The 22,302-nt window shown below is 46.1% G+C and carries 23 protein-coding genes and 1 other RNA gene; 17 read left to right on the forward strand and 7 right to left on the reverse strand.

Annotation, left to right across the window (positions count from 1 at the left end; translation table 11 throughout):
- The first annotated feature begins 44 nt into the window (after positions 1–44).
- The 3 genes from HBAL_RS04295 (at position 45) to HBAL_RS04305 (ending at position 2,837) form a co-directional block, all read left to right on the forward strand.
- On the forward strand, positions 45–1,409 hold the full coding sequence (locus HBAL_RS04295) for a leucyl aminopeptidase family protein (RefSeq protein WP_015826697.1): 1,365 nt from the start codon (positions 45–47) through the stop codon (positions 1,407–1,409).
- Positions 1,410–1,495: 86 nt separating this feature from the next.
- Entirely contained in the window at positions 1,496–1,870 is a 375-nt protein-coding gene (locus tag HBAL_RS04300) for a MarR family transcriptional regulator (RefSeq protein WP_015826698.1), read from the forward strand.
- Between the two features lie 82 nt (positions 1,871–1,952).
- On the forward strand, positions 1,953–2,837 hold the full coding sequence (locus HBAL_RS04305) for a C40 family peptidase (protein ID WP_407635698.1): 885 nt from the start codon (positions 1,953–1,955) through the stop codon (positions 2,835–2,837).
- 6 nt (positions 2,838–2,843) lie between these two features.
- Here HBAL_RS04305 and HBAL_RS04310 read toward each other — a convergent pair whose 3' ends face one another.
- Positions 2,844–3,743, reverse strand: coding sequence for a c-type cytochrome (locus tag HBAL_RS04310; RefSeq protein WP_015826700.1), 900 nt, complete (start codon positions 3,741–3,743; stop codon positions 2,844–2,846).
- Positions 3,744–3,931: 188 nt separating this feature from the next.
- On the opposite strand from HBAL_RS04310, the gene HBAL_RS04315 reads away from it, so the two are divergent.
- Together HBAL_RS04315 and HBAL_RS04320 are read left to right on the forward strand one after the other, a co-directional pair.
- A complete protein-coding gene (locus HBAL_RS04315) occupies positions 3,932–4,789 on the forward strand; it encodes a prephenate dehydratase (RefSeq protein ID WP_041301955.1) in 858 nt (285 codons plus the stop codon).
- A 90-nt stretch (positions 4,790–4,879) separates the two neighbouring features.
- Positions 4,880–5,332 (forward strand): YHS domain-containing (seleno)protein, encoded by a 453-nt coding sequence (locus HBAL_RS04320; RefSeq protein WP_015826702.1) that lies wholly within the window; start codon positions 4,880–4,882, stop codon positions 5,330–5,332.
- A 2-nt stretch (positions 5,333–5,334) separates the two neighbouring features.
- Here HBAL_RS04320 and nudC read toward each other — a convergent pair whose 3' ends face one another.
- On the reverse strand, positions 5,335–6,297 hold the full coding sequence (gene nudC / locus HBAL_RS04325; protein WP_015826703.1) for an NAD(+) diphosphatase: 963 nt from the start codon (positions 6,295–6,297) through the stop codon (positions 5,335–5,337).
- 83 nt (positions 6,298–6,380) lie between these two features.
- Between nudC and ffs the strand changes: the two genes are divergently transcribed.
- Positions 6,381–6,475, forward strand: an RNA gene (gene ffs, locus HBAL_RS16505) — signal recognition particle sRNA small type.
- 60 nt (positions 6,476–6,535) lie between these two features.
- Here ffs and HBAL_RS04330 read toward each other — a convergent pair.
- Positions 6,536–7,738, reverse strand: coding sequence for a toll/interleukin-1 receptor domain-containing protein (locus HBAL_RS04330; RefSeq protein WP_015826704.1), 1,203 nt, complete (start codon positions 7,736–7,738; stop codon positions 6,536–6,538).
- Positions 7,739–7,979: 241 nt separating this feature from the next.
- On the opposite strand from HBAL_RS04330, the gene HBAL_RS04335 reads away from it, so the two are divergent.
- The 11 genes from HBAL_RS04335 (at position 7,980) to HBAL_RS04385 (ending at position 18,616) form a co-directional block, all read left to right on the forward strand.
- Entirely contained in the window at positions 7,980–9,479 is a 1,500-nt protein-coding gene (locus tag HBAL_RS04335; RefSeq protein ID WP_015826705.1) for a hypothetical protein, read from the forward strand.
- Between the two features lie 145 nt (positions 9,480–9,624).
- Positions 9,625–11,484, forward strand: a complete 1,860-nt coding sequence (locus tag HBAL_RS04340; protein ID WP_015826706.1) for a DNA polymerase III subunit gamma/tau — start codon at positions 9,625–9,627, stop codon at positions 11,482–11,484.
- A gap of 19 nt (positions 11,485–11,503) precedes the next feature.
- Positions 11,504–11,824, forward strand: coding sequence for a YbaB/EbfC family nucleoid-associated protein (locus HBAL_RS04345; protein ID WP_015826707.1), 321 nt, complete (start codon positions 11,504–11,506; stop codon positions 11,822–11,824).
- Positions 11,825–11,865: 41 nt separating this feature from the next.
- The gene (locus HBAL_RS04350) at positions 11,866–12,204 is read left to right on the forward strand and encodes a hypothetical protein (protein WP_015826708.1); all 339 of its coding nucleotides are present in this window, start codon (positions 11,866–11,868) and stop codon (positions 12,202–12,204) included.
- A 10-nt stretch (positions 12,205–12,214) separates the two neighbouring features.
- Positions 12,215–12,814 (forward strand): recombination mediator RecR, encoded by a 600-nt coding sequence (gene recR, locus HBAL_RS04355; protein WP_015826709.1) that lies wholly within the window; start codon positions 12,215–12,217, stop codon positions 12,812–12,814.
- A 214-nt stretch (positions 12,815–13,028) separates the two neighbouring features.
- Positions 13,029–14,447 carry a DNA recombination protein RmuC gene (locus tag HBAL_RS04360; protein ID WP_233356740.1) on the forward strand — a complete coding sequence of 473 codons (1,419 nt, stop codon included), beginning with the start codon at positions 13,029–13,031 and terminating at the stop codon, positions 14,445–14,447.
- A gap of 64 nt (positions 14,448–14,511) precedes the next feature.
- Entirely contained in the window at positions 14,512–15,057 is a 546-nt protein-coding gene (gene def, locus HBAL_RS04365; protein ID WP_015826711.1) for a peptide deformylase, read from the forward strand.
- Positions 15,058–15,093: 36 nt separating this feature from the next.
- A complete protein-coding gene (gene fmt / locus HBAL_RS04370; protein WP_015826712.1) occupies positions 15,094–16,026 on the forward strand; it encodes a methionyl-tRNA formyltransferase in 933 nt (310 codons plus the stop codon).
- A 5-nt stretch (positions 16,027–16,031) separates the two neighbouring features.
- On the forward strand, positions 16,032–16,775 hold the full coding sequence (gene truA, locus HBAL_RS04375) for a tRNA pseudouridine(38-40) synthase TruA (RefSeq protein ID WP_015826713.1): 744 nt from the start codon (positions 16,032–16,034) through the stop codon (positions 16,773–16,775).
- A gap of 118 nt (positions 16,776–16,893) precedes the next feature.
- Entirely contained in the window at positions 16,894–17,643 is a 750-nt protein-coding gene (locus tag HBAL_RS04380) for a class I SAM-dependent methyltransferase (protein ID WP_015826714.1), read from the forward strand.
- 193 nt (positions 17,644–17,836) lie between these two features.
- Positions 17,837–18,616 (forward strand): transglutaminase-like domain-containing protein, encoded by a 780-nt coding sequence (locus HBAL_RS04385; protein ID WP_015826715.1) that lies wholly within the window; start codon positions 17,837–17,839, stop codon positions 18,614–18,616.
- 24 nt (positions 18,617–18,640) lie between these two features.
- On the opposite strand, the gene dapD is transcribed toward HBAL_RS04385, so the two are convergent.
- The 4 genes from dapD to argB are packed head-to-tail and all read right to left on the reverse strand — an operon-like array spanning position 18,641 to position 22,209.
- Positions 18,641–19,474, reverse strand: a complete 834-nt coding sequence (gene dapD / locus HBAL_RS04390) for a 2,3,4,5-tetrahydropyridine-2,6-dicarboxylate N-succinyltransferase (RefSeq protein WP_015826716.1) — start codon at positions 19,472–19,474, stop codon at positions 18,641–18,643.
- 55 nt (positions 19,475–19,529) lie between these two features.
- Positions 19,530–20,264, reverse strand: a complete 735-nt coding sequence (locus HBAL_RS04395; RefSeq protein WP_015826717.1) for a pyrimidine 5'-nucleotidase — start codon at positions 20,262–20,264, stop codon at positions 19,530–19,532.
- Positions 20,265–20,270: 6 nt separating this feature from the next.
- Positions 20,271–21,332, reverse strand: coding sequence for a DUF1036 domain-containing protein (locus HBAL_RS04400; protein WP_015826718.1), 1,062 nt, complete (start codon positions 21,330–21,332; stop codon positions 20,271–20,273).
- Positions 21,307–22,209, reverse strand: coding sequence for an acetylglutamate kinase (gene argB, locus HBAL_RS04405; RefSeq protein ID WP_015826719.1), 903 nt, complete (start codon positions 22,207–22,209; stop codon positions 21,307–21,309). The genes HBAL_RS04400 and argB overlap by 26 nt, the downstream gene beginning before the upstream one ends.
- Between the last annotated feature and the right edge of the window lie 93 nt (positions 22,210–22,302).

Below are 22,302 nucleotides of genomic sequence, written 5' to 3' on the forward strand. Positions count from 1 at the left end.
AGTTAACGCTTCCCTACGTTCAGCGTTTGAATTTGGATGAATTTATGAGTTCTGTTTTTATTGCGTCTTCGAAAAAAGCCATTCGCCTTCACCTTCTATCTAAGGAGTCCTTAAACGACTGGATGCAAGCACAAGAGAAGCGGTTCTCAACTTTTGCTGAAGCGGCTGGGTTTAAAGGCCAAGCAGGAAAATTTCTGCTCATTCCAAATAGTGATGGTGTTGTTGCGGACGTATTATTTGGTGTGGGTGAGGGCGATGATCCGATGGTGCTGACTGGCGCATCTTCTAGCCTGCCAAGTGGGGTGTATGAGATAGCTACGCCGGTACCATTTCTTAGTGTTGAGCAAATCGCGGCAGGATGGGCCGATGGGGCATATCGCTTCAATCGCTATAAAAAAGATGATGCTGAGCCAGCTATATTGGTGATTTCCAAACAAGATGAAAGAGAAGCTGCCCAAATAGAGGAGGCTTCCATCAAACTTGTGCGTGATTTGATAAATACGCCAGCTGAAGACATGGGGCCAACGCAAATAGCCGAAAAAATAGAAGAGCTAGGCAAAGAGTTTGGTGCTGAAGTATCTCAGATAATTGGAGATGACCTGCTCAAAGAAAATTACCCAATGATTCATGCTGTTGGGCGGGCTGCTGTGCAAGCGCCTAGATATATTGAATTGAGTTGGGGAAATAAAAAAGCACCTCATATCGCATTGGTAGGCAAAGGTGTTGCTTTTGATACGGGTGGTCTGAATATCAAAACCGGCAATTATATGCGCATTATGAAAAAAGATATGGGCGGTGCTGCGCATGCTATTGGTTTGGCGCGGATGATTATGGCAGCAAATTTAAACGTACGTTTGACATTGCACATACCTGCCGTTGAGAATGCTATCGGACGCGCAGCTTTTCGACCCGGCGATGTTTTAAATAGCCGTAAGGGTTTGACTGTAGAAATCGACAATACAGATGCTGAAGGGCGTTTGGTGTTGGGGGATGCATTGACGCGTGCGTGTGAATTGAAGCCTGATATTTTGATGGACTTTGCAACGTTGACTGGTGCCGCGAGAGTTGCAATGGGCGCTGATGTTGCTCCATTTTTTACAAATGACGAAGCGCTTGCAACTGGCATCTATCAAAGTGGAGTAGATATGGGTGATCCCATCTGGCGCCTTCCTTTGTGGAAGCCATATCTTTCAATGTTAAACAGTTCTGTTGCAGATATTGTGAATGGCGCGAGTAGTCCGTTTGCGGGAACAATTACAGCGGCGTTATTCCTACAAAAATTTGTCGATGCACCGTCATGGACTCACTTTGATGTTTGGGGATGGCGTTTGAGCAAATATGGACGGCCTGAAGGTGGAGCGGCATTTGCGTTGAGAGCTGTATTTAATCATTTAAAGAGAGAATTTTGAATTAATACAACGAAAAGGCATTGATTCGCGAATCGAATTAGGTGATTCTCTACTGGCATATTCGCTTTGTAGGAGAGTTATTGGAGATGGAATTAGATCGGACGACAGCGCTTCAATTATGGCGGGATGTGCTCGCGCAATCCGTGCGCTCGGATTCGCCTGATTTATCTGCTCGCCAAATGGCGATTTTGATGGCGGTGTATTTGACACCGCCACCGCATACAGTGCGCGGGCTGGCCTTAAGTTTAAATATGGGTAAGCCTGCAGTGACGCGCGCATTGGATACGCTTTCAGGGCATAATTTGCTAAAACGGCGCAAGGATACTGATGATTTGCGCAATGTACTTGTGCAAAGAACTGTCGCTGGGTCTGTCTTTCTAACGGAGTATGGTGATACGATTAGTGAGGCGTTTCAGGCTATTCAACATCAATTGCCAAATGAGACTAAAGATGCCGCTTAAAACGTGTTGTGCTTTGTTTTATTAGTTGAATTTTGATGTTAACGTTTAGTCGTGACCTTCGTTGAAATAGTAAAACAGGGCTGTGACATTGGCGAATATCCCACTTAATCCAAGACTCAACCCTTACAAAGACGGGATTGCGGCAGCACACTTAAAGGGAAAAGTTGAAGCTGATAATTTTGTTGAAGGCGCTCATTTTCAAATAAATGCACCAATAACAGGTGTTTACCGAGATGCGGCCGATGATGCTATGCTTGATACTCAAGCGCTTATGGGTGAGAGTTTTATCGTTTACGACAAAATTGGCGATTGGTCTTGGGGGCAGTTGCAGGACGATAAATATGTGGGATGGATTCAATCTCGTGATTTATCGGATGTGCATTATGGTGTGACGCACAAAGTTGGTGTTTTGCGAACAATCGTATTTTCCAAGCCTGATTTGAAGACAAAACCTCTTTATATGTTGAGCTTAAATTCACGTGTTGCTGTTGAAGAAGTGCAGGGTTTGTTCAGTAAAATTGTGAATGGAGGGTGGGTTTTTAGCGACCATTTGTTCAATATTGGTGAAACCTATGATGACTTTGTGTCGGTGGCCGAAATGTTTCAAGATGCACCTTATCTTTGGGGCGGAAAAGATAGTTTCGGATTAGATTGCTCTGGGCTTGTCCAAACATCTATGGCGGCGGTCGGCATAGGTGTTCCAAGAGATGCGAGCATGCAAGAGACGGCAGATATCCTCGGGCAGTCTATTCCCTTTGAGGATGGTATTGATCATTTGCAGCGTGGAGATTTGGTTTTTTGGCCCGGGCATGTCGGCATTATGCAGAATAATGAGTTTATGCTTCACGCGAATGCGCATCACATGATGTGTGCAAGTGAGCCAGTCGTTGAGGCGATAGAACGTATCGGTCAAAAAGAAACGGCCGTTCGAACAATCAAACGGCCGTCTCAATTATTTCAGGTTTAAAGCTTTTTAGTTGTGAGGACCGTGTTCTGTATCAACTTCCTCGCCAACCTCTTCAGCAGCTTCTTCAACTTCATCAGTAGCTGACTCTACAGCTTCAGTGACATCGTCTACAATTGAGCTTGCTGTGTCAGAAGCTGTCTCTGTTGCTTCTTCGACGGCATCTGCGACATCCGATTGAGCACCTTCAGCAGCATCTGTGAGTGCATCGACCCCAGCTTCAGCATCAGCGCTTACATTCTCTACTTCTTCGTGAGCAGCATCTACAGCGTGTCCAGCGTCTTCGGCTGTTTCGTGGGCAGCGTCGACAACATCGCCATGTGCTTCTTCACCACTTGTTGGCTCGATGAACGCTTCAGGTGGTAATGGAGCAGGAAGCGGAGCAGGCGAAGCGGAAAGTGAGTGCAGGTATGCAATGACGTTCATGCGGTCGGTTTCCTTAGAAAGACCAGCATAATTCATAGCTGTACCAGAAGCGTATTTTTTCGGGTTTTTCAGGAAGCCATCTAGAGAAGCGTAATCCCATTGACCGCCGAGGCTAATCAAGGCGTCTGAATATCCAAACCCACCGTGAGAGGCTTTATCACGCATAACAACGTCATATAGGCCCGGTCCAGTGCCATTTGGTCCGTTCGGTTCGAAATTGTGACAGCTTGCACAAGCAGCTACTTTTTTCTGACCTTTAGCAATGTCAGCTTCCGCGAGAAGGACACCATAATCTGTTGGTGGAATCCATTTCGGTTCGTCATCGCCGTGACCAGCGTCTGTCGCTGCCACCTCAACGAGGTATCCTGGTTGTTCTGGTCCGTCATGCTCGAAAAAAGCATCACTTGCCGCGTTTAGACCAAGGATCGCAAGACCCGTTGAGAATGCCGCAGCCATAATTTTGTTTAAGCCCAAGTCGCTCATGAAACGCCCTTGTCGTAGATTCATATATTGGTATGCGCGGGCCTTTTGCCACGCTATTGCTTAGACTGCAACATAGCGGGTATTGCAGGAATATCGACCCGTTTTTAGAAGCGGCGAACCGTCGCACTCAAAATCAAGCTGTTTTGGGTGGAATATGCCTAAGATTGACCCCAATGAAAGAAGCCAAAATGACTAAACGAATTGCATATCAAGGTGAACCCGGTGCGAATTCGCATATTGCCTGTTCTCAAGCTCGTCCTGATCTGGAGCCAGTGCCATGCAAAACGTTCGAGGACGTGTTTAGTGCTGTTAAACAAGGGGATGTAGCTGAAGCGATGATCCCCGTGGAAAACTCTATTGCGGGGCGCGTGGCGGATATTCATCACCTTTTACCAGAGTCTGGTCTGCACATAAATGCAGAGTATTTTCAGCCGATTCGTTTTTTCATGATGGCAAAAAAAGGTGTTAAGTTAGAGCAGATAAAACGTGCGCGTTCCCATATTATGGGGCTTGGGCAATGTCGAAATTTTTTAAGAAAACATCAAATAGAGGCAGTCACATCAGCTGATACGGCAGGAGCAGCCCGCGAAGTTTCCGAATCAGTTGATGAAAATCTAGCTGCTATTGCACCAGAGCTTGCCGCTGAAGTTTATGGCCTTGATATTGTTGCATCAAATATTGAGGACCATGCACACAACACAACTCGCTTTGTGATTATGGCGAAAGAGCCTGCGGTTCTTGAGCGAAAATCAGAAGATGAGAGCTTTATTACAGCTTTTGTTTTCAGAGTTCGAAATGTGCCAGCGGCGCTTTATAAAGTGATGGGCGGTTTTGCGACAAATAATGTCAACATGACGAAGTTGGAAAGCTATCTCATTGAGGGGTCATTCACGGCGACTTTATTTTACGCTGAAATTGAAGGGCACCCAGATGATCGCAATGTTCAATTGGCGCTGGAGGAAATGAGTTTCTTTTCAACGCGCTTGGATGTCTTGGGTGTATTTCATGCTGATCAGTATCGCAAAACAGGTGTTCATATAAGTTAGGACGTTTGTATCGAGATCGCGAAAACGTGTATGGTGAGTGATCTGGCAAGGCGCTATTTTGTAGATTAAATTTATAAATGGAGCTTTGCCATGAAACGCCTAATAACTGCCATTGCTATGTCTATTGCTGCTTTGAGTGTTGCGCCGGCTTATGCAGACAAAGCACCCATTTATACAAAAGCTTTCAGTAAATTGGGAGCTGATGGATATGATGTTGTGTCGTTTTTTGAAGCTGGGGAGCCAGTAAAGGGTGATAAGTCCTATAGCGCTCAACATCTTGGAGCGGACTTTTTGTTTTCTTCTCCAGAAAATCTAGACAAATTTACATCTTCGCCAGAAGCGTATCTGCCGCAATATGGCGGATATTGTGCTTGGGCGATGGCCGATGGCAAATTTGCCAAAGGCGACCCAAAATATTGGTCCATCGTCGATGGAAAATTATATCTCAACTATAACAAATCCATCAAATCAAAATGGGAAGCAGATATTGAGGGCTTCATTCGTGCCGCTGATGAGCAATGGCCGGCAGTTTTAAATAAGTAATCTTACCAAGTTTCTGAATAGGCCCATGCTTTTAGAATGTGATGAGCGATCGCGATATCAGTTGGCGCGGAAATATCAGGGTGTTCACCTTGAAGTATTTGCCGCGCTTCTTCTTTGGTAAACCAGCGCGCTGTTTCTATTTCGGTTTTGTCGATATTCAATTCTTCGGATTGAACTTCCATAATCATGCCAATCATCAAAGATGAAGGGAATGGCCATGGTTGTTCAAATAGATATTCTATTCGACCACTTGCGACGACACCGGCTTCTTCAAAAAGTTCTCTTGCACCTGCTTGTGCAATGGTTTCGCCAGGTTCTACAAAACCTGCTAAACAAGAATACATGCTCGGGTGCCAGCTGGCTTGTCGGCCCATCAAGCATTTATCCCCTTTGACTGCCAGCATAATGGCGACGGGATCAATGCGGGGGAAATGTTCGGCTTCACATGCATCACACACACGTTTCCAGCCTGCTTCTGATATTTGAGTTTCTGTACCGCAATTTGAACAAAAGCGATGTCGTCTATGCCAGTTAAACACAGCTGCACATGTTGAGACATATTGCGCATCTTCAGCGCTGATACCGCCGGAAATGGCTCGCAGTTCGCCCAACACTAGGTCAGAAAGTATAGAGGTTTCTATCTGGAAAGAAGGGGGGATAAGAACGCCAAATCGTGCAACGCCATTTTCTTCACTTAGGAATATGAATTTGCAGTGATTGAAGTGTGGTATTTCATCAGAAAATAGCCATGCTATTTTTCGGGGCTCTTTGGATATGGGAATGCCGGGAATGACTTCATGGGCAGGGATACCATTATCGATGCATAATATTTTTCCATTGTAAAATGGCAAAAAACGTGTGTCCGGAGATTTCTTAGCTTGTTCCAGCCAATCTGTATCTGTGCGGCGGTGGGCGCTACGCTCAAATGGGGCATTTGCAAATGTAATGGTTGGATTTAGCAGCATAAGGAATAATTTTTCTGAGATTCTTTGTGATTAAAGTCTAGCATACTCTTGCTAAATGGCGTGAGCATTGCGATATATCAACCCGAAGCTGGTGGCGGACGAGCCGCTCGCGAACTCGGTCAGGTCCGGAAGGAAGCAGCCGCAACGGGTTTCGTTCGGGTCGTCGCCAGTTTCACCTTTCTCTATACATTTGAGAAATTCAGCAACATTGAGCTGCTAGTTTATTTTCATCAGAAAACTATATCTTATCTACATTTGATTTGAAGTTTCGTACGGAACGCTGGAAGTGCATCAGGCCGTAAAGTGCGAATGCGCCAACACCAAATGCGACCCAGAGACCGCCAAAGCCAAGGCAAACGCCTACGACCTCGCCAATTTCGCCTTCATTTATCGCAAATGTAAGCCCCGATAACCAAAGCAGAGCATAAAGCGCTAGGCTGGATTTAGCGTATTCTTTGGCGGCTTCTTTCATGCGGAGGTTTCGCATGTAATATCGAATCGGAAACACAAGCGCACCGACGCCTGCAAGACTGACTGAGATCATCGCCATAAATTCAGTCATTTCTGAAATGTCTGTAAAATCTAGGCGATCAAACCCACCGCCTGTTTCTTCGACAATAAAATATAAGATAGGACTTAGTAAAATCAGATCAATCCATTTGAAGGGCAGGAAATTTCGATATTGTTTTTTCACCTTTCCCCGACTTGTTTTAGATTGCGCTGATGCAGCTTCTTTTTTTGCGACAGGTTTTGCACCACCCGCCTTTAATTTGGCTTTCTTTTCAGCAATCTCCAATAAAGCTTCTTCGCGTTTTAGCGCTTCACGGCGAGCAACGAGGTCGTTGGGGTTAATGCCAGCAAAGGGTGAAGCAGGAGGCGCTGAGGCCGGTGTCTTAGGAGGCGGCGTTGTGACTGTTTGTTGAGGTATGTCGGGCTGGTTGGTGTCGACAGCGTCTTGTTGTGAAAGGGCCGGTTGTGCTGCTGCTTCAACCGGAGCGGCCTCAGGAATTGGTTCTGGCTTGGTGCCTGCTAAACCACCGGGGCTTGCCTCTGCCAATAAAGTCAGGCGATCAGCAAGCTCATTGATTTTATTTTCAGGATTGGGATGGATTTGTATCCAGTTTCTTGCCGCCATTTCATACAGGAAATGACCTTTGGGTTTTGTGTCTTCGATCAGAACAGGGATAACATCCTTATCCATATCATCAGCAAGGGCGAGTTCTTTTTTGAGCTGTTTGGAATTGTTGCATTCCTCAGAAAACAGAATCACCAACATGTCTGATGAAATCAGGTTTTCAACGATGGCATCACGCCAATCGACTCCGCCTTCGATTTTTTGATCCCACCAGACTCCGACACCACGAGCTTCAAGTGCAGTAACTAAAGCTCGCGCCAGTTCTTGATCGACACGCCGATAACTTAAGAAAATATCGTAGTCCACAATTCCCACCCTCGCGTATTCGGTTTTCAATTAACCTTAGCACTTTCGGGTGACAAATGAAGTACGCAAAAAATCTTTCCGAAAATACGAATTATCGGCCCGTTGTATTGTTGGTTTTAAAGACGGAATGCCAAGTTTTTTGAATTTATCTTTTTATATGTGTTAGCGTGGTTTAGATGTAGGTGTGGGCGGGAATAAAATATAGCTAAATCAGTGCTATATTGATGTAAGGAGTGCAAATATGTTTAGGTGCTTGACTGTTTGGATCATCGTGCTTTTGAGCATATTGGGTGCGACTGCTCAAGCTCAAAACATTGCAGTCTCTGAACGCAATAATTTAAAATATGCATGTGAGGCGACATGGGAAATATCTGATGTTGAAGTCGATGCTCGCTGGTGTCAGTGCAAGAATGATTATTACCTTGATCACATGACGGTGTCCGACTGGCTCAAATATAGTCGTGACTATTATGCCCTAAACAAGCTTGAGGGAATACAATCTGAAGCCAACAGCTATACGCGCTATTTGCAATTGGCCGACAGTCACTGTCGCACCTGTAAGGAAGACGATTATAAAGGCTGTATCAAAGGCGAGACGCAGATTGATAAATACAAAGACCTCGTTGAAAACATTTCAACCGGTCAGTTCCAAAATGTCCGCAAGGATATAATGTATAAAGCTTTCTTCGCAGACTTCATCAAAGGCTATTCAGATCATTGCAGCGTTCACATTCGTGAGGGGATGGTGGAAACGCACATTTATGAAGACCCTGTTTTAGGGACGGGTGGGTATCGACGCGAAATCGAGACTAAATTTTTCAATAGCTATATTAAATACAGCAAAGACCTCGCCAATAATTTCATGCTCGAAATGGCGGGTAAGGCTTATGAGGCCGTCATGGAGCAAAACCCATTGGCAATGCTGGAGATCGGCTTTGATATAGCAACGCGAGATGCGTTTATGTCCCAACAATTTGCTGGTAAATGCCAAACGCCTCAAGTGCGTGCACTCCACACAAACCTTGCTTTATTTGATCGTGGGTTGCCTGCGCAAATTGATCCGCGTGTCGTCAAAAAAGAGTTGGCTTCAACCCGTGAAAAGCGCAATGAAATTTTTGCCTACACTCAGAAATCATACGAAAAAGCCGTCGCAGCATACGCATCTGTTCGCGATAAATATGCGCCTAAATCCTGTCCGCGACAGCAAGAATCTGCCACATATATCTCTACGCCGCGTAGCCCAGATGGCTATAATCTTAAAGATTTAGAGGGCAGTTGGCGCGGCACTTTCTTTGGCGAACCCGCAGAAATGGGGCTCTGGCATATTCAGCACACGCCTGAATCGACGCCTACAGCCATTGGCGTTTTGTATCTAGCGGACCGTAAATGCACATTAGGTTTGGGCTTTGATGTGTATGGCAATCCTGCTCGTGCAACAATCAGCACCTATCATATGCACAGACAGCCGCTTAATTGCATGGACGTGATGCAAGGAGATTATGATAAAGGCGGCTTCACCGTATGGGGTGATTTTGCTGTTCAAAATGGTAAGCCAACGTTTCTTGCGTCTCAGATTGATTATTTTCTAAAAGATGTTGCTGATTGTGGTGGCGCGCCGCCGAGTTTTGAGCGCGCAAAAGCTTCCGATGCCTTTAAGCAAGCCATGCTAGATATCCGTGCTGCCAATGACCCTAATGTTGTTCAACCAACGCAGGTGCAACTGGAAAAAATTCTCAAATAATTATAGAGAATGTCGCTCTAAGGCGCAGAAGCACTGACGCAGTTAGAATGGGAAGTGTGATTGTGTGGGGCCAATTTCCATCCTCAACAGAAATTCCGCCTAACACCTATAGGCAAGTGCGAGCTCTCACTATAGATTGCCGCGCATGAGCGACTCAAATGACATGCACGATGAAGGCCCAGACCCGAATACATCTTCGATGTTTGGTGATGAAAACCTCAATGCCGGCCAGAATTCTGGCGGTGAGGGGGCCTACCAGGTCTTAGCCCGCAAATATCGACCAACCACATTTGATGATATGGTCGGCCAAGAAGCGATGGTGCGCACACTCACCAATGCTTTTAAAACGGGACGTATTGCACACGCCTTTATGCTGACAGGTGTTCGCGGCGTCGGGAAAACGACGACAGCGCGATTGCTGGCACGTGCGCTGAATTATTCGCGGGATGGTGTAGAAGAACCAAGTGTCCAATTATCCCCCGTCGGACGTCATTGTCAGGCGATTATGGAAAGTCGTCACCCTGATGTTTTAGAGCTAGATGCGGCATCGCGAACGGGTGTTGCTGATATGCGCGAGCTGCTGGATGGCGTGCGCTATTCGCCAGTGAATGCGCGGTATAAAGTCTATATTATAGACGAGGTGCATATGCTCTCGACAGCGGCGTTTAATGCGTTGCTAAAAACTCTTGAAGAGCCACCCCCACATGTGAAGTTCATCTTTGCAACGACTGAAATTCGTAAAGTGCCAGTGACAGTGCTGTCACGGTGTCAGCGCTTTAATTTGGCGCGCTTAACGACAGATGCGCTCGCCGCACACCTTGGCAGGATATGCGAGAAAGAAGGTGCAAAAGTTTCTGAAGAAGGTTTGGCCCTAATATCACGTGCGGCGGAAGGGTCAGCGCGTGATGCTTTGTCTGTGCTGGATCAAGCGATTGTGCAATCAACCGGCGATGAAGTGTCCGTGGATGCTGTGAGAGATATGCTTGGGCTTGCCGATCGGGCGCGTGTGTTTGATTTGCTTGATGCTGCAATTGCGGGCGAGCACAAAGTTGCGCTTGAAGAAACAAATGCTCAATTGCAAGAAGGTGCTGAGGCGCAAATTCTGATGAAGGATTTGCTTGATGCTATGGCTGAAATTGCGCGTGCTCAGGCTATGGGCGAATCCTATGTTTTTGCTGGCCCTGTTGAGTGGACGCAGCGTACTAAAAAGCTAGCAAGCAGCATTAGCAATGCGCAATCTGCACGGTATTGGAAATTACTCCTGCAAGGGTATGAAGATTGCGCGCGTGCGCCAGACCCTAATGTGGCCGCTGAGATGGCTGTGTTGAGGCTGGCTGCGGCAGCGGCCTTGCCATCGCCAGAAGATGCGGCGCGCATGCTGCAAAATGGTCCCTCCGGGAATAATCCAAACGGCGGCGGTCCATCTGGTGGGGGTGCGTATTCTAATGGTGATCCGGGGCCGGGTGCGCAAAGCTATCAAGCAAATGGCGGCGGTGGTGCGCGAGCACAATCTGGTGCGCAATCTGTTGTGGCGCGTGCTGTACCAGATAAATATGCAGAAGCAGCGCCGGGCCCTGTTTTAGGTTCGCTTAATCAAATTTGTGCCGCATTGCAGGGGGATAAACAAATCCATCTGTTATATGATGTGGAGCATTATGTGAGACCTGCTGAAGTGCGCTACGGATTATTCACATATGCAGCCGCACCGGGCATTCCGGTTGATTTCCAAATGCGGATGAAAAACTGGTTGGAAGATAAAACAGGCGTAGAATGGAACGTAGATTTAGGGCATTCCACAAAAGAGAGCCTTGAAGAAATCCGTGTGCGTCAAGAAAAAGAACGTGTTGCTGAAGTTTCAGCAATACCCCGTATTGCCGAAGCGCTGGAGCTTTTGCCCGGTGCAAAAGTTGTAAAGATTGAGAAACTCGACACAGATACTGAAGGAAATGTGGTCAGAGTGGACTTTAATCGGCGTAGAGATTTCACCAAGTTAGATGACAATTAGATTTTAGAGGACAAACCTCATGGATATGAAAGATATAATGCGCCAAGCCCAAGAAATGCAGGGAAAATTGGCAGAAGCCCAAGAAAAACTTGAGCTGATCGAAGCTATAGGCACGTCTGGTGGTGGCATGGTGAAAGTGACGCTTAAGGGCAAAGGCGAGATGGCGAGCATGTCTATCGACCCGAGCCTGATTGATCCAAATGATCCTGAAATTATTGAAGACCTTGTTAAAGCAGCTCATGATGATGCGCGCCGCAAGCTGGATGCAGCACATGCAGAAGCGATGAAGGATGCAACATCAGGCATGGGAATGTTGCCTGGTTTTAAAATGCCTTTCTAAGTCTACGATATGCTAGAGCCACTTTGGATAGGACGCTCAATATGAATGACACAACACGCAGAAGCGATTTTGACGATATTCCACTGGATGGATTTAAGAGAGATCATGACCCTTTCGCGAAGAAGTTAAAGCCGGAAAAATCCCAAAAGATTAAACCGAGCGACGAGAAAAAAGAGGGCTTTTTGCCGTCCAACACGCCAATTCCATTCTGGTTGGATGTTGTGTTCTTCTTTATGTGGTGTGGTGCTGTTGGCCTTTCCATTGTGACGGCGTTCTTCATGGCAGATTTATTTTTGGGGCTTGTCGTATTTGTTGGTGGCGGTGCTTTGCTTTTATTGATCAGAACTGCTCTGAAACGTTTTTTATTGGCCCGAGCATAAGCTGAACTAAATGTCGAATAGATCTGTTGGCCCTGAAATTACACGTCTCATTGAGATGATGTCTAAACTGCCTGGTATGGGGCCGCGTTCTGCCAGACGAGCTGCACTGCATTTATTGAAAAAGCCGGAGCAATTGCTTGCTCCTATGGCGCGCGCTATGGCAGATGCGGCTCAAAAAGTGTCGGCATGTGATGTGTGTGGAAATTTCGATACCTTAAACCCCTGCGCTGTGTGTCAGGCAACAGGGCGTGATGAGGCTGTGCTCTGCGTGCTGGCGGACGTTGGTGATCTTTGGGCGATGGAGCGGTCTGGTGTTTTTCGCGGGCGCTATCATGTGCTTGGGGGGTGTCTGTCAGCGCTGGATGGGATCGGGCCTGATGATCTCAATATTGCGAGCTTGATATCGAGAGCTGGCCAAGATCAGGTCAAAGAAGTCATTTTGGCGCTGAATGCAACAGTGGATGGCCAAACAACAGCCCACTATGTGGCGGATCAACTCGAAAATAGTGGTGTGATTGTTTCCAGACTGGCTCATGGTGTGCCTGTCGGCGGCGAGCTAGGGTCCCTTGATGACGGGACGATTGCGGCGGCTTTTTCTTCAAGGCGCTAATGCTTGCAATCTGTGAATAAGTGATTCGTTTTTGGTTAAATATCGCCTTGTAGGAGAATAAAAAACGATATATGGTCTCGTTATGTTCTCATTCTCTTTTGGCGAAACCGCGCTCGTATTTGATTTGTATCATGTTTGTTTCTTCGCTGTTGCGGTAGTTGCGTTAATTTTATGCTTAATCCTTGGGTTTCGCGTATCGCGTGTAAGAAAATCGATGCAAGAGCATTTTGAAGCAGAGAGCCATTTCCTCAAAGGTGAGGTTGAGGTTGGCGCGTTGCGATTGAAAAATCTGCAAGAAACTTATCAGCGTGAAATTGATATTTGGGCCAATGAAAAACTCCGGTTTGAGCAAAGCCTCAATGCGCAGCAGGAAAAGGCCGAGCAATACCAAACGCAACTAGAAAAATATCGTACGCATGCCGAAGCTTTATCACGCAAGCTTGCTGGACTTGAAGCAGGACAGGAAGAGCGAGAGAAGGCATTCGAGGTTGAGCGGGCAACGATGAAATCGCTCAATGCAGAAATTCATCAGAAATTTCAGCACCTAGCCGATAATGCGCTTCGCCAATCGCAAAAGCAATTTCTGGAGATCGCCAACGAACAAATGCGCCAGCATAAGGAAGTTTCCAAGGCCGACCTATCCAGCATGATTGGACCGATAAAAGAGAGCTTTTCGCAATTTAGCAAGAAGGTTGAAAACCTTGAGCAAGTGCGCAGTGAAGATCGTGCATCCTTGAGAACCGAGATAGAAAAACTCTCTCAGACCATGGCGGACACCCAGAATGTGACGGGTAAGCTCGCCAACGCATTATCTGCACCCAAATCGGGTGGGCGTTGGGGGGAGGAAACACTCCGTAATGTGCTGGAGATGGCAGGGCTATCTGAACACGCTGATTTTTCCGAACAAGTACATGCAAACGTAGAGGATGGACAAAATATCCGGCCAGACGTTGTCGTGCGTATGCCGGGTGGACGCCATTTGGTGATTGACTCAAAAGTCAGTGTTGATGATTTCCTTCAGGCCTCTGAAGAGAGTGATCCACAACGTCAAAATTTATTATTGCAAACCCATGCGCGCAAAATGAAAGATCATGTCACGGTTTTGGCGCGTAAAGCCTATTGGGCACAATTGCCCGACACTGTGGATTTCGTTGCGATGTTTGTGCCGGGTGAAAATTTCTATGCAGCCGCGTTGAGCGCAGATCGTGATTTGTTTGATTATGCAGCGCGTAATAAAGTGATCATTGTGACCCCGTCAACTTTGGTGGCTTTGGCCAAAGCTGTGGCGTTTGGATGGCGTCAAGAAAATGCGGCGCAAAACACCAAAGAAGTCACAGAACTCGCACGCGAACTATACAGCAGAATAGCAGTGATGGGCGACAAAGTCGTCAAAATGGGACGCGGATTGAACACTGCATCCGCAGCATATAACGAATTAGTCGGTACTCTGGAGACAAAAGTGCTGCCTCAAGCCCGCAAATTCGATGCATTGGGTGTGAGCGCTGATGGTAAAGAAATTCCTGATCTTGAAGAGATTGAAGATCATATGCGCGAACCACGTCGAGGACGAGATTTGCTCTTTAACTTGAATGAAATGCCTTCACCGCCCAAGCAAATATCAACCAAAAACTAGAAACTGATAGGTTTTGTGTTGACTATAGCTTGACGAATTAGGCCTGCACACTTAGCTAAAACACATGACAATACGACCTATTTTAACAGTTCCAAACCCTCTACTTAAAGAGGTTTCCAAGCCGGTTGATGCTGTGACCGATGAAATCCGTGCGCTCATGGATGACATGCTTGAAACAATGTATGATGCACCTGGCATTGGCCTTGCGGCGATTCAAATCGGTGAGCCTGTGCGCGTCATCGTGATGGATATTGCTGATAAGGATGAAGAACCAAATCCTCAGTATTTTGTAAATCCAGAAATTCTGGAAAAGGTCGAGGCAACTGTTCCTTATGATGAGGGATGTCTTTCTGTGCCTGAGATTTATGAAACGATTGAGCGTCCTGAGCGTGTCCAGATCAAATATCTCAACTATAAAGGCGAGGAAGTGATTGAATGGGCTGAAGGCTTATACGCCACTTGTATTCAGCACGAGATGGATCACCTTGAAGGCAAGCTTTTCATTGATTATCTATCGCGCCTAAAGCGTACGCGTGCGGTTGATAAAGTGAAAAAAGCAAAGAAATTTGCACCAGTGCCACACGTGCACGGGCCTAACTGCAACCATTAGATTGTAGATGGAATGATATAAAAAGGGGATCTAAGAATGAGCCTTAGACTGGTTTTTATGGGATCTCCTGATTTTTCTGTGCCTTGCCTGAAAGCGTTGGTTGACGCTGGGCACGACATTGTGTGCGTGTATTCACAGCCGCCTCGCCGTGCAGGACGAGGCAAAAATGAACGCAATACACCGGTTCATGATGCCGCTTTAGAGTTGGGCATTGAAGTGCGCACACCTAAATCAGTTAAATCGGAAGAAGCGCTGAATGAATTTGCAGCATTGGAAGCTGATCTGGCTGTGGTCGTGGCTTATGGCTTGATTTTGCCACAAGCATTGCTCGATGCTCCGCGACTTGGTTGTATTAATGCACATGCGAGCTTGTTACCGCGATGGCGGGGAGCTGCGCCTATTCAACGCGCGATTATGGCAGGGGATGATGTGACCGGCGTTGAAATAATGCAGATGGAAGCAGGGCTCGATACTGGGCCTGTGATGGCATCTGTCTCGGTGGATATTACGCCTGAAACAACGGTTGGCAGTTTGCATGATGAATTGTGCGAAGCAGGTGCTAAATTGCTGGTTGAGGCTGTTGCACAGCTTGAGGCTGGAACTGCTAAATTTATCCCTCAGTCAGAAGAGGGTATTGAATATGCTCATAAGCTGACAAATGAAGAAACACGCATAGATTGGTCCCTACCTGCACGCAAGGTTCGCCAGCATATCCACGGGCTTTCACCTTTTCCGGGTGCGTGGTTTGAGATGCAAACACCTAAAGGGCCTGTGCGCGTAAAAGTGCTCGAAGTGGCTGATAGTCTTGGTGAGGGGAATGCTGGTGAGGTGTTAGATGACAAATTGCTAGTGGCTTGCGGTAAGGATGCTATCCGCATTAAGCGTCTTCAGCGGGCAGGTAAGCCTGTTATGAATGCCGAAGACTTCTTGCGTGGCAATGATTTAACAGAAGGTGCGATCATCGCTTAAATCTTATGGCGCGTTTCAAACTCACAATCGAATATGATGGCTCGCCCTATGTGGGATGGCAGAGACAGAAGACACATCGTTCCGTTCAGCAAGTGCTAGAAGAAGCCATTCCCAAATTTGCGGGTGAGACGGTGACCGTGCATGGCGCAGGGCGTACAGATGCCGGCGTTCATGCAATGGGTCAAGTTGCGCATATTGATCTGAGTAAGGAATTTACGACAGACAAGGTTCGCGATGCGATGAACCATTTCATGAAAGATGAACCCGTATCAATCCTGCTTGCTGAAGAAGTGAGTGACGAATTTCATGCGCGCTTTTCAGCGTATGCGCGCCATTATATTTACCGCATTATTGATCGTCGCGCTGATTTGACGTTTGATCGAAATCTTGCTTGGCGCGCCATGTCACCTGTTGATGCGGATGCCATGCATGAAGCGGCGCAGTGCCTTGTTGGGAAACATGATTTTTCTACATTTAGAGATGCTCAATGTCAGGCTGAAAGCCCTGTAAAAACGCTTTCTAAAATTGAAGTGATACGCGATGGCGACGAGATTAATATCTATGTATCAGCACCTTCATTTCTGCATAGGCAAGTGCGTTCTATAACTGGATCTTTGATGGAAATAGGTCGCGGTAAAAAACCGATTTCTTGGATGCAGGAGATATTGGGGGCGGCTGACAGGTCTCGCTGTGGAACAGTTGCACCACCAGATGGCCTGTATTTAAGTCAGGTTGATTATCCAAATTAATCATCAATTCAAAGTTCAAAATTTTTTGTACACTCAGAATAGCAATTTCTAGTTGGCATAATTTTTGCTGCTTTTCAATCGTGATGAAACAATCACTTTTGCAAGGGGGAAATTGCCGATGACTGATATTCTAGATAAAATTGCGCGAGAAAAAGCTTTTCATAATCAGCGTTTTGCAGAAGAGCATGATGCAAGAGACATCCAGGATAAATATTATGATTCAATTCGAGGATGTTTTGGAGATTATTACTCGCAGATAAAATCATCGGTGAGAAATAGCAGATCATTGGAATATGGCTGTAGCTATGGTGACAACGTGTCTAAATACGCACCCGTGGCTTCTGACATAAAGGGCATAGATATATCCGACAATGCAGTGGTAATTGGTCAACGCAAAATAGATGAATTGGGTTATACCAACGCTTCTCTGTCCGTCATGAATGCAGAAGAACCAACTTTTGAAGATGGAGCATTCGATTTTATTTTTGGTGCTGGGATTCTTCACCATTTGGATTTAGAAAAATCAATTAGCCAGATTAGCCGTATGTTAGCTGAAAATGGTCGTGCTGTTTTTATGGAGCCGCTTGGGCATAATCCAATCATCAATATGTATAGGAATGCCACTCCTGAAGCGCGTACACCTGATGAGCATCCACTATTGGTGTCTGATTGGAAAATATTTAAAAAACACTTCAGTACGGTAAATACAAAGTTTTATGGGTTGAGTACTATTGGTACAACACCTTTACGGAATACACCCGCCCATAAAATTGCATTGAGTGCGTGCGAAATGCTTGATTCAGTACTCTTTAAAATACCAGGCGTTCGCTTTTTAGGATGGTATGTATTAATTGAATTTGAAAAATAGAATTTTATTTAGCTGGTATGTTGGTTGAAACCGGAGCAAGCTTTTCTTGCTCCGGTTTTTTTCCGGCTTAGCTTCACTCACTAACATATTTCTTTTCCGGTTTCGGCCAAAGAGGCGGAACTTTATGGGCTGTGAAGAATAGTAGTTACTTAGCCTTAAGGCTGAGTAGGTGTTCAATATCGGGATGGGTGTCATGCGTATTAAAATCAATAATTATCTTAAATACTCTTTCGCGGGGACATCAGATGTCCTGCTGGCGATAGAAGTTATCCCTATGGCGGACCAGCATTTAATACAGGATCAGATGAATGTTTCTTCTGGCCCAAGTCTGCATACGGCAGAAGGGGTTGATGGTCTTGGACGCAGGACATGGATCACCAATGCAGAAGGTATTTTGGAGATAACTTATCAAGCAGAAGTCGATATTTTGCGCCAAGCTAAAAGCACACAAGGCGTGTATGGTAGCGAGCATGAAGAATTACCGCCCTATGTGATACCGTATTTGTTTGCCAGCCGATATTGCGAGTCAGATAATATGGTGGCTTTTGTGCAGGCAACATTTCCGCAACAATGCCTTGGTGACAAAATTGATGCTATGTCGCAATGGATAAATCAGAATCTGACCTATGCGCATGGTGTAAGCAATGAAACGACGACTGCCTCTGATACATTCTTTTCACGTCGTGGCGTGTGTCGAGATTTTGCGCATTTACTGATAGCTTTTGTACGCGCTGCTGGTGTTCCAGCGCGAATGGTGTCTGTATATGCTCCCGAAGTCATGCCACCTGATTTTCACGCTGTTGTTGAAGTTTGGTTGAATGGGGAGTGGTTTCTTGTTGATCCAACTGGATTGGCACCGGTTGATCATATGGCCCGCATGGCTGTGGGCCGAGATGCAACTGATATTAGTTTTATGACAATCTTTGGTGCCGCTGAAATGCTCGAACAAAACGTTGATGTTTCGTTTGCTTAAAGCGACACCGGTATAGATTTTTGTCTAGTCGCGAAGCAATTCGTTCACGCCCGTTTTAGAGCGAGTTTTTGCATCCACTGTTTTAACGATCACAACACACGCTAGGGATGGACCACCATTTGCCGCTGGCATGGCACCTGGAACGACAACAGAATATGGCGGCACTTCGCCGTAAGTGAATTCACCTGTTGCGCGGTCAACGATTTTTGTTGATTGAGAAATGAAAGTACCCATCGCCAAAACGGAGCCTTCACGAATGATAACACCTTCGGCGACTTCAGCGCGGGCACCAATGAAGCAATTATCTTCGATAATGACAGGCGTTGCTTGAAGTGGTTCTAGCACGCCGCCAATGCCGGCACCGCCGGATATGTGCACGTTTTTACCGATTTGCGCACATGAACCGACAGTTGCCCATGTATCAACCATTGTGCCTTCGTCTACATAGGCACCAATATTGATGAATGATGGCATCAAAACAGCATTTTTTGCGACGAATGAACCGCGACGTACTGTACAATTGGGAACTGCTCGGAAACCAGCTTCTTTATATTCAGCCTCACCCCAACCATCAAATTTTGACGGGACTTTATCAAACCAAGTGGCTTCACCTGGTCCACCTTTAATGATTTCGTTTGGGTTTAAACGGAATGATAGAAGAACTGCTTTTTTAACCCATTCATTGGCTTTCCAGCCGCCATTGCCGTCTGGTTCTGCTGCGCGAAGTATACCTTGGTCTGTTAGCAAAAGAGCTTCAGTCACAGCATCACGAATGTCACCTTGTGTTGCAGTGGATACAGTATCGCGTGCATCCCAAGCAGAGTTGATGGCAAGCTCAAGGGCGGAAATATCAGTCATAGGGTCAGGCTTTCGTCTAAATTTTAATAAGGCTTAGCAGCAGGGGGTAGCCCGCTTAAGTGTTCGGTGCAATGTCTTTGACGATTTCTTCAAGAAAGCGGGGAAGGTCATCAGTTGTATGGTGAACATGATCGGGCTTTATGTCATTGGCATGAGCTGGTCGGACGCCTTCAGGTTCATGGCTCCAATCCTTATCCGATGTCACCAATACTGTTTTGAATCCCAATTGGTGTGCAGGGATGAGATTACGCGGTAGATCTTCAAACATGGTAGATTTTGTGGGGTCAACGCTGGTTAACTCGATAAAGCGTTCAAAAGCTCCGTCTTCGTGTTTGGGTAAAAATTCTGATTTTGCGATGCAAATGATATCCTGAAAAAGATGATCAATTCCCATGTATTTCGTCACTTTTTCAGCATGGCAGGTCGAGCCGTTTGTGTAGATATACTTCTTGCCGGGCAGTGCAGAAAGCTGTGCTTTTAAATCTGGTGCAGCATCAAGTGGACTATGATCAATATCATGCACATAGCTCATAAATATAGCAGGATCGAGTTTGTGCTCAATCATCATGCCCCGCAGCGTTGTGCCATATCTTTTGTAATAGTCTTTTTGAATGATCCGCGCTTCATCATGAGGTAAATTTAGCTCTTTCTGCACAAATGCGGTCATGCGCTGGTCAATTTCAGCAAATAGATCACAAGCAGCAGGGTAGAGTGTATTATCAAGGTCAAACACCCAATTGTCGACGTGATTAAAATCAGCGGAAACCAGAAGAGGTTGAGTGTTTGTCATAGCGGGCTAGAAAGCCTCCGTTGGTTCTTCGTTGAAATCGCGGTCAAAGAATTCGTAGATTAGTTTTCCATCTTTGGGTGATTCTGTCACAATGAAATCAGCTTCTTTATATGCGCGAACTTCACACCCTTCGCGTCCAACAATTGCAAACTTCGATCTTGCTATGCAGAAAATGTGATCAGCAACTTTCAGATGACGCATGCCTTCGTCTGTTTCTATTTCAGCATAGACATAGTGCGGCGTGGGGATGAGGCTTTCATCAATGGTACGAGCGCAGGCATCTGAATCGAGTGACCACCAGCCGCGACTCTCCCAACCATTACCACGACGACGTCCGATAGCTGTCCACATACGATGAGGTGTGCGATTACATATCGTCATGCCGACATCTCTGGAGCGGTTATTCGCAACTTCTTCTAGGATATCTATGAGTGTGGAATCACTTGTTGATGAGTCTAGATTATTTGCTTTAAGGAAAGCGGCAATTGCTCCCCGTGTCCGTCTACCGACATAACCATCAATTGATGTATTTGCGACACCAGCATCTTTTAGCAACCTTTGAAGACCTGCACTTTCCGATCTTTTGATACCATAAGGTTCAGTTTCGGTTAGGCGAGTTGTCCAATTATTGCGGTTCTCAATTTTTACAGTACGAAAACTACGTTCTTCTAACCCCATGGCGGTGCATGAGGGTGGGTTTTCAACTGCAAATGACCCAGTGGAATCGACACAAAGTGGTACGTCACCGCCCCAAGTGCGTTGTCCACCATGATGCGCCGAGGATGAGCGTGCCATAACATAGTGTAAACCTTCACGAAGTGGTGCTGGTATAGCTATTCGGCATTCACCCGGGCGTAGCCGTGTCCAGCCTTCTACAACAACACTTGCTGCACTTTCTGGACGTCCGGTTGAGGCCTCTAGAACAAAACTTGTTTCGTTACACAATCTCCAACCATTGGCATTTGACTGTGCTTGAGCAAACGGTGAAAATATTGCGAACATTGTTGTCGCAAATGCAAGAAAAACAGCCGTGCGAAAATATTTAAGAGATAAGTGTTCCAGCACCATGGTCAGTGAACAACTCCGTTAAAAGGGCGTGTGGGGTGCGTCCATCTAGGATAACGGATGCTTTTACGCCATTCTTAACTGCAGTGAGTGCAGTTTCGATTTTAGGGATCATGCCGCCGCTGATTGCGCCGGATAAGATTAATTGTGTAGCCATTTCCTGATCCAGTTCTCGGATCAGGTTTTTGTCTGAATCAAGTACTCCCTTCACATCTGTGAGAAGGAGTAGACGTTCCGCTTTTAATGCGCTGGCAATAGCACCTGCTGCTGTGTCAGCGTTGATATTGTAGCTTTCGCCTTCAAGACCGAATCCAACAGGCGCAACAACAGGGATAAAGTCTGTGTTTTGTGAAGCGAGGGTTTCTAAAATTGTTGGATCAACATGTTTTGGTTCGCCAACAAATCCGAGGTCCAAGATTTTTTCAATGTTGGAGTCGGGATCTTTACGCGTTTTTGTAGCTTTCTCAGCGAGAATAAGATTTGAGTCGGCACCAGAAAGACCGACTGCGTTACCGCCTGCCATGTTAATTGCGCGTACAATTGTTTTATTGATAGATCCAGACAATACCATTTCAACGATTTCCATCGTTGCTGCATCTGTGACGCGTAATCCGTCTTCAAATTTACTTGTGACATTCAAGCGTTTTAACGCATCACCTATTTGAGGGCCACCACCATGCACGATTACAGGGTTCACACCCATGTGTTTTAGCAAAACGACATCGCGAGCAAATCCTTTTGCGAGCGAGATGTCTGCCATGGCATGTCCGCCATATTTTATGACAATCGTTTTTTTGTCATAGCGCTGAATAAACGGAAGGGCTTCGGACAAGGTGTTAACTGTCAATGCGCCAGCCTCTGAAAGTGTATCGTGTGTCATGCGAATATGTTTAACTGCAAAGCGAAGAAGTAAAAAGTAGGTATTTGCACAATCAGGCGGATATTCAGTATTTTATTTTTATCAATTTCATAA

This window comes from Hirschia baltica ATCC 49814, from assembly GCF_000023785.1.
Taxonomy (GTDB): domain Bacteria; phylum Pseudomonadota; class Alphaproteobacteria; order Caulobacterales; family Hyphomonadaceae; genus Hirschia; species Hirschia baltica.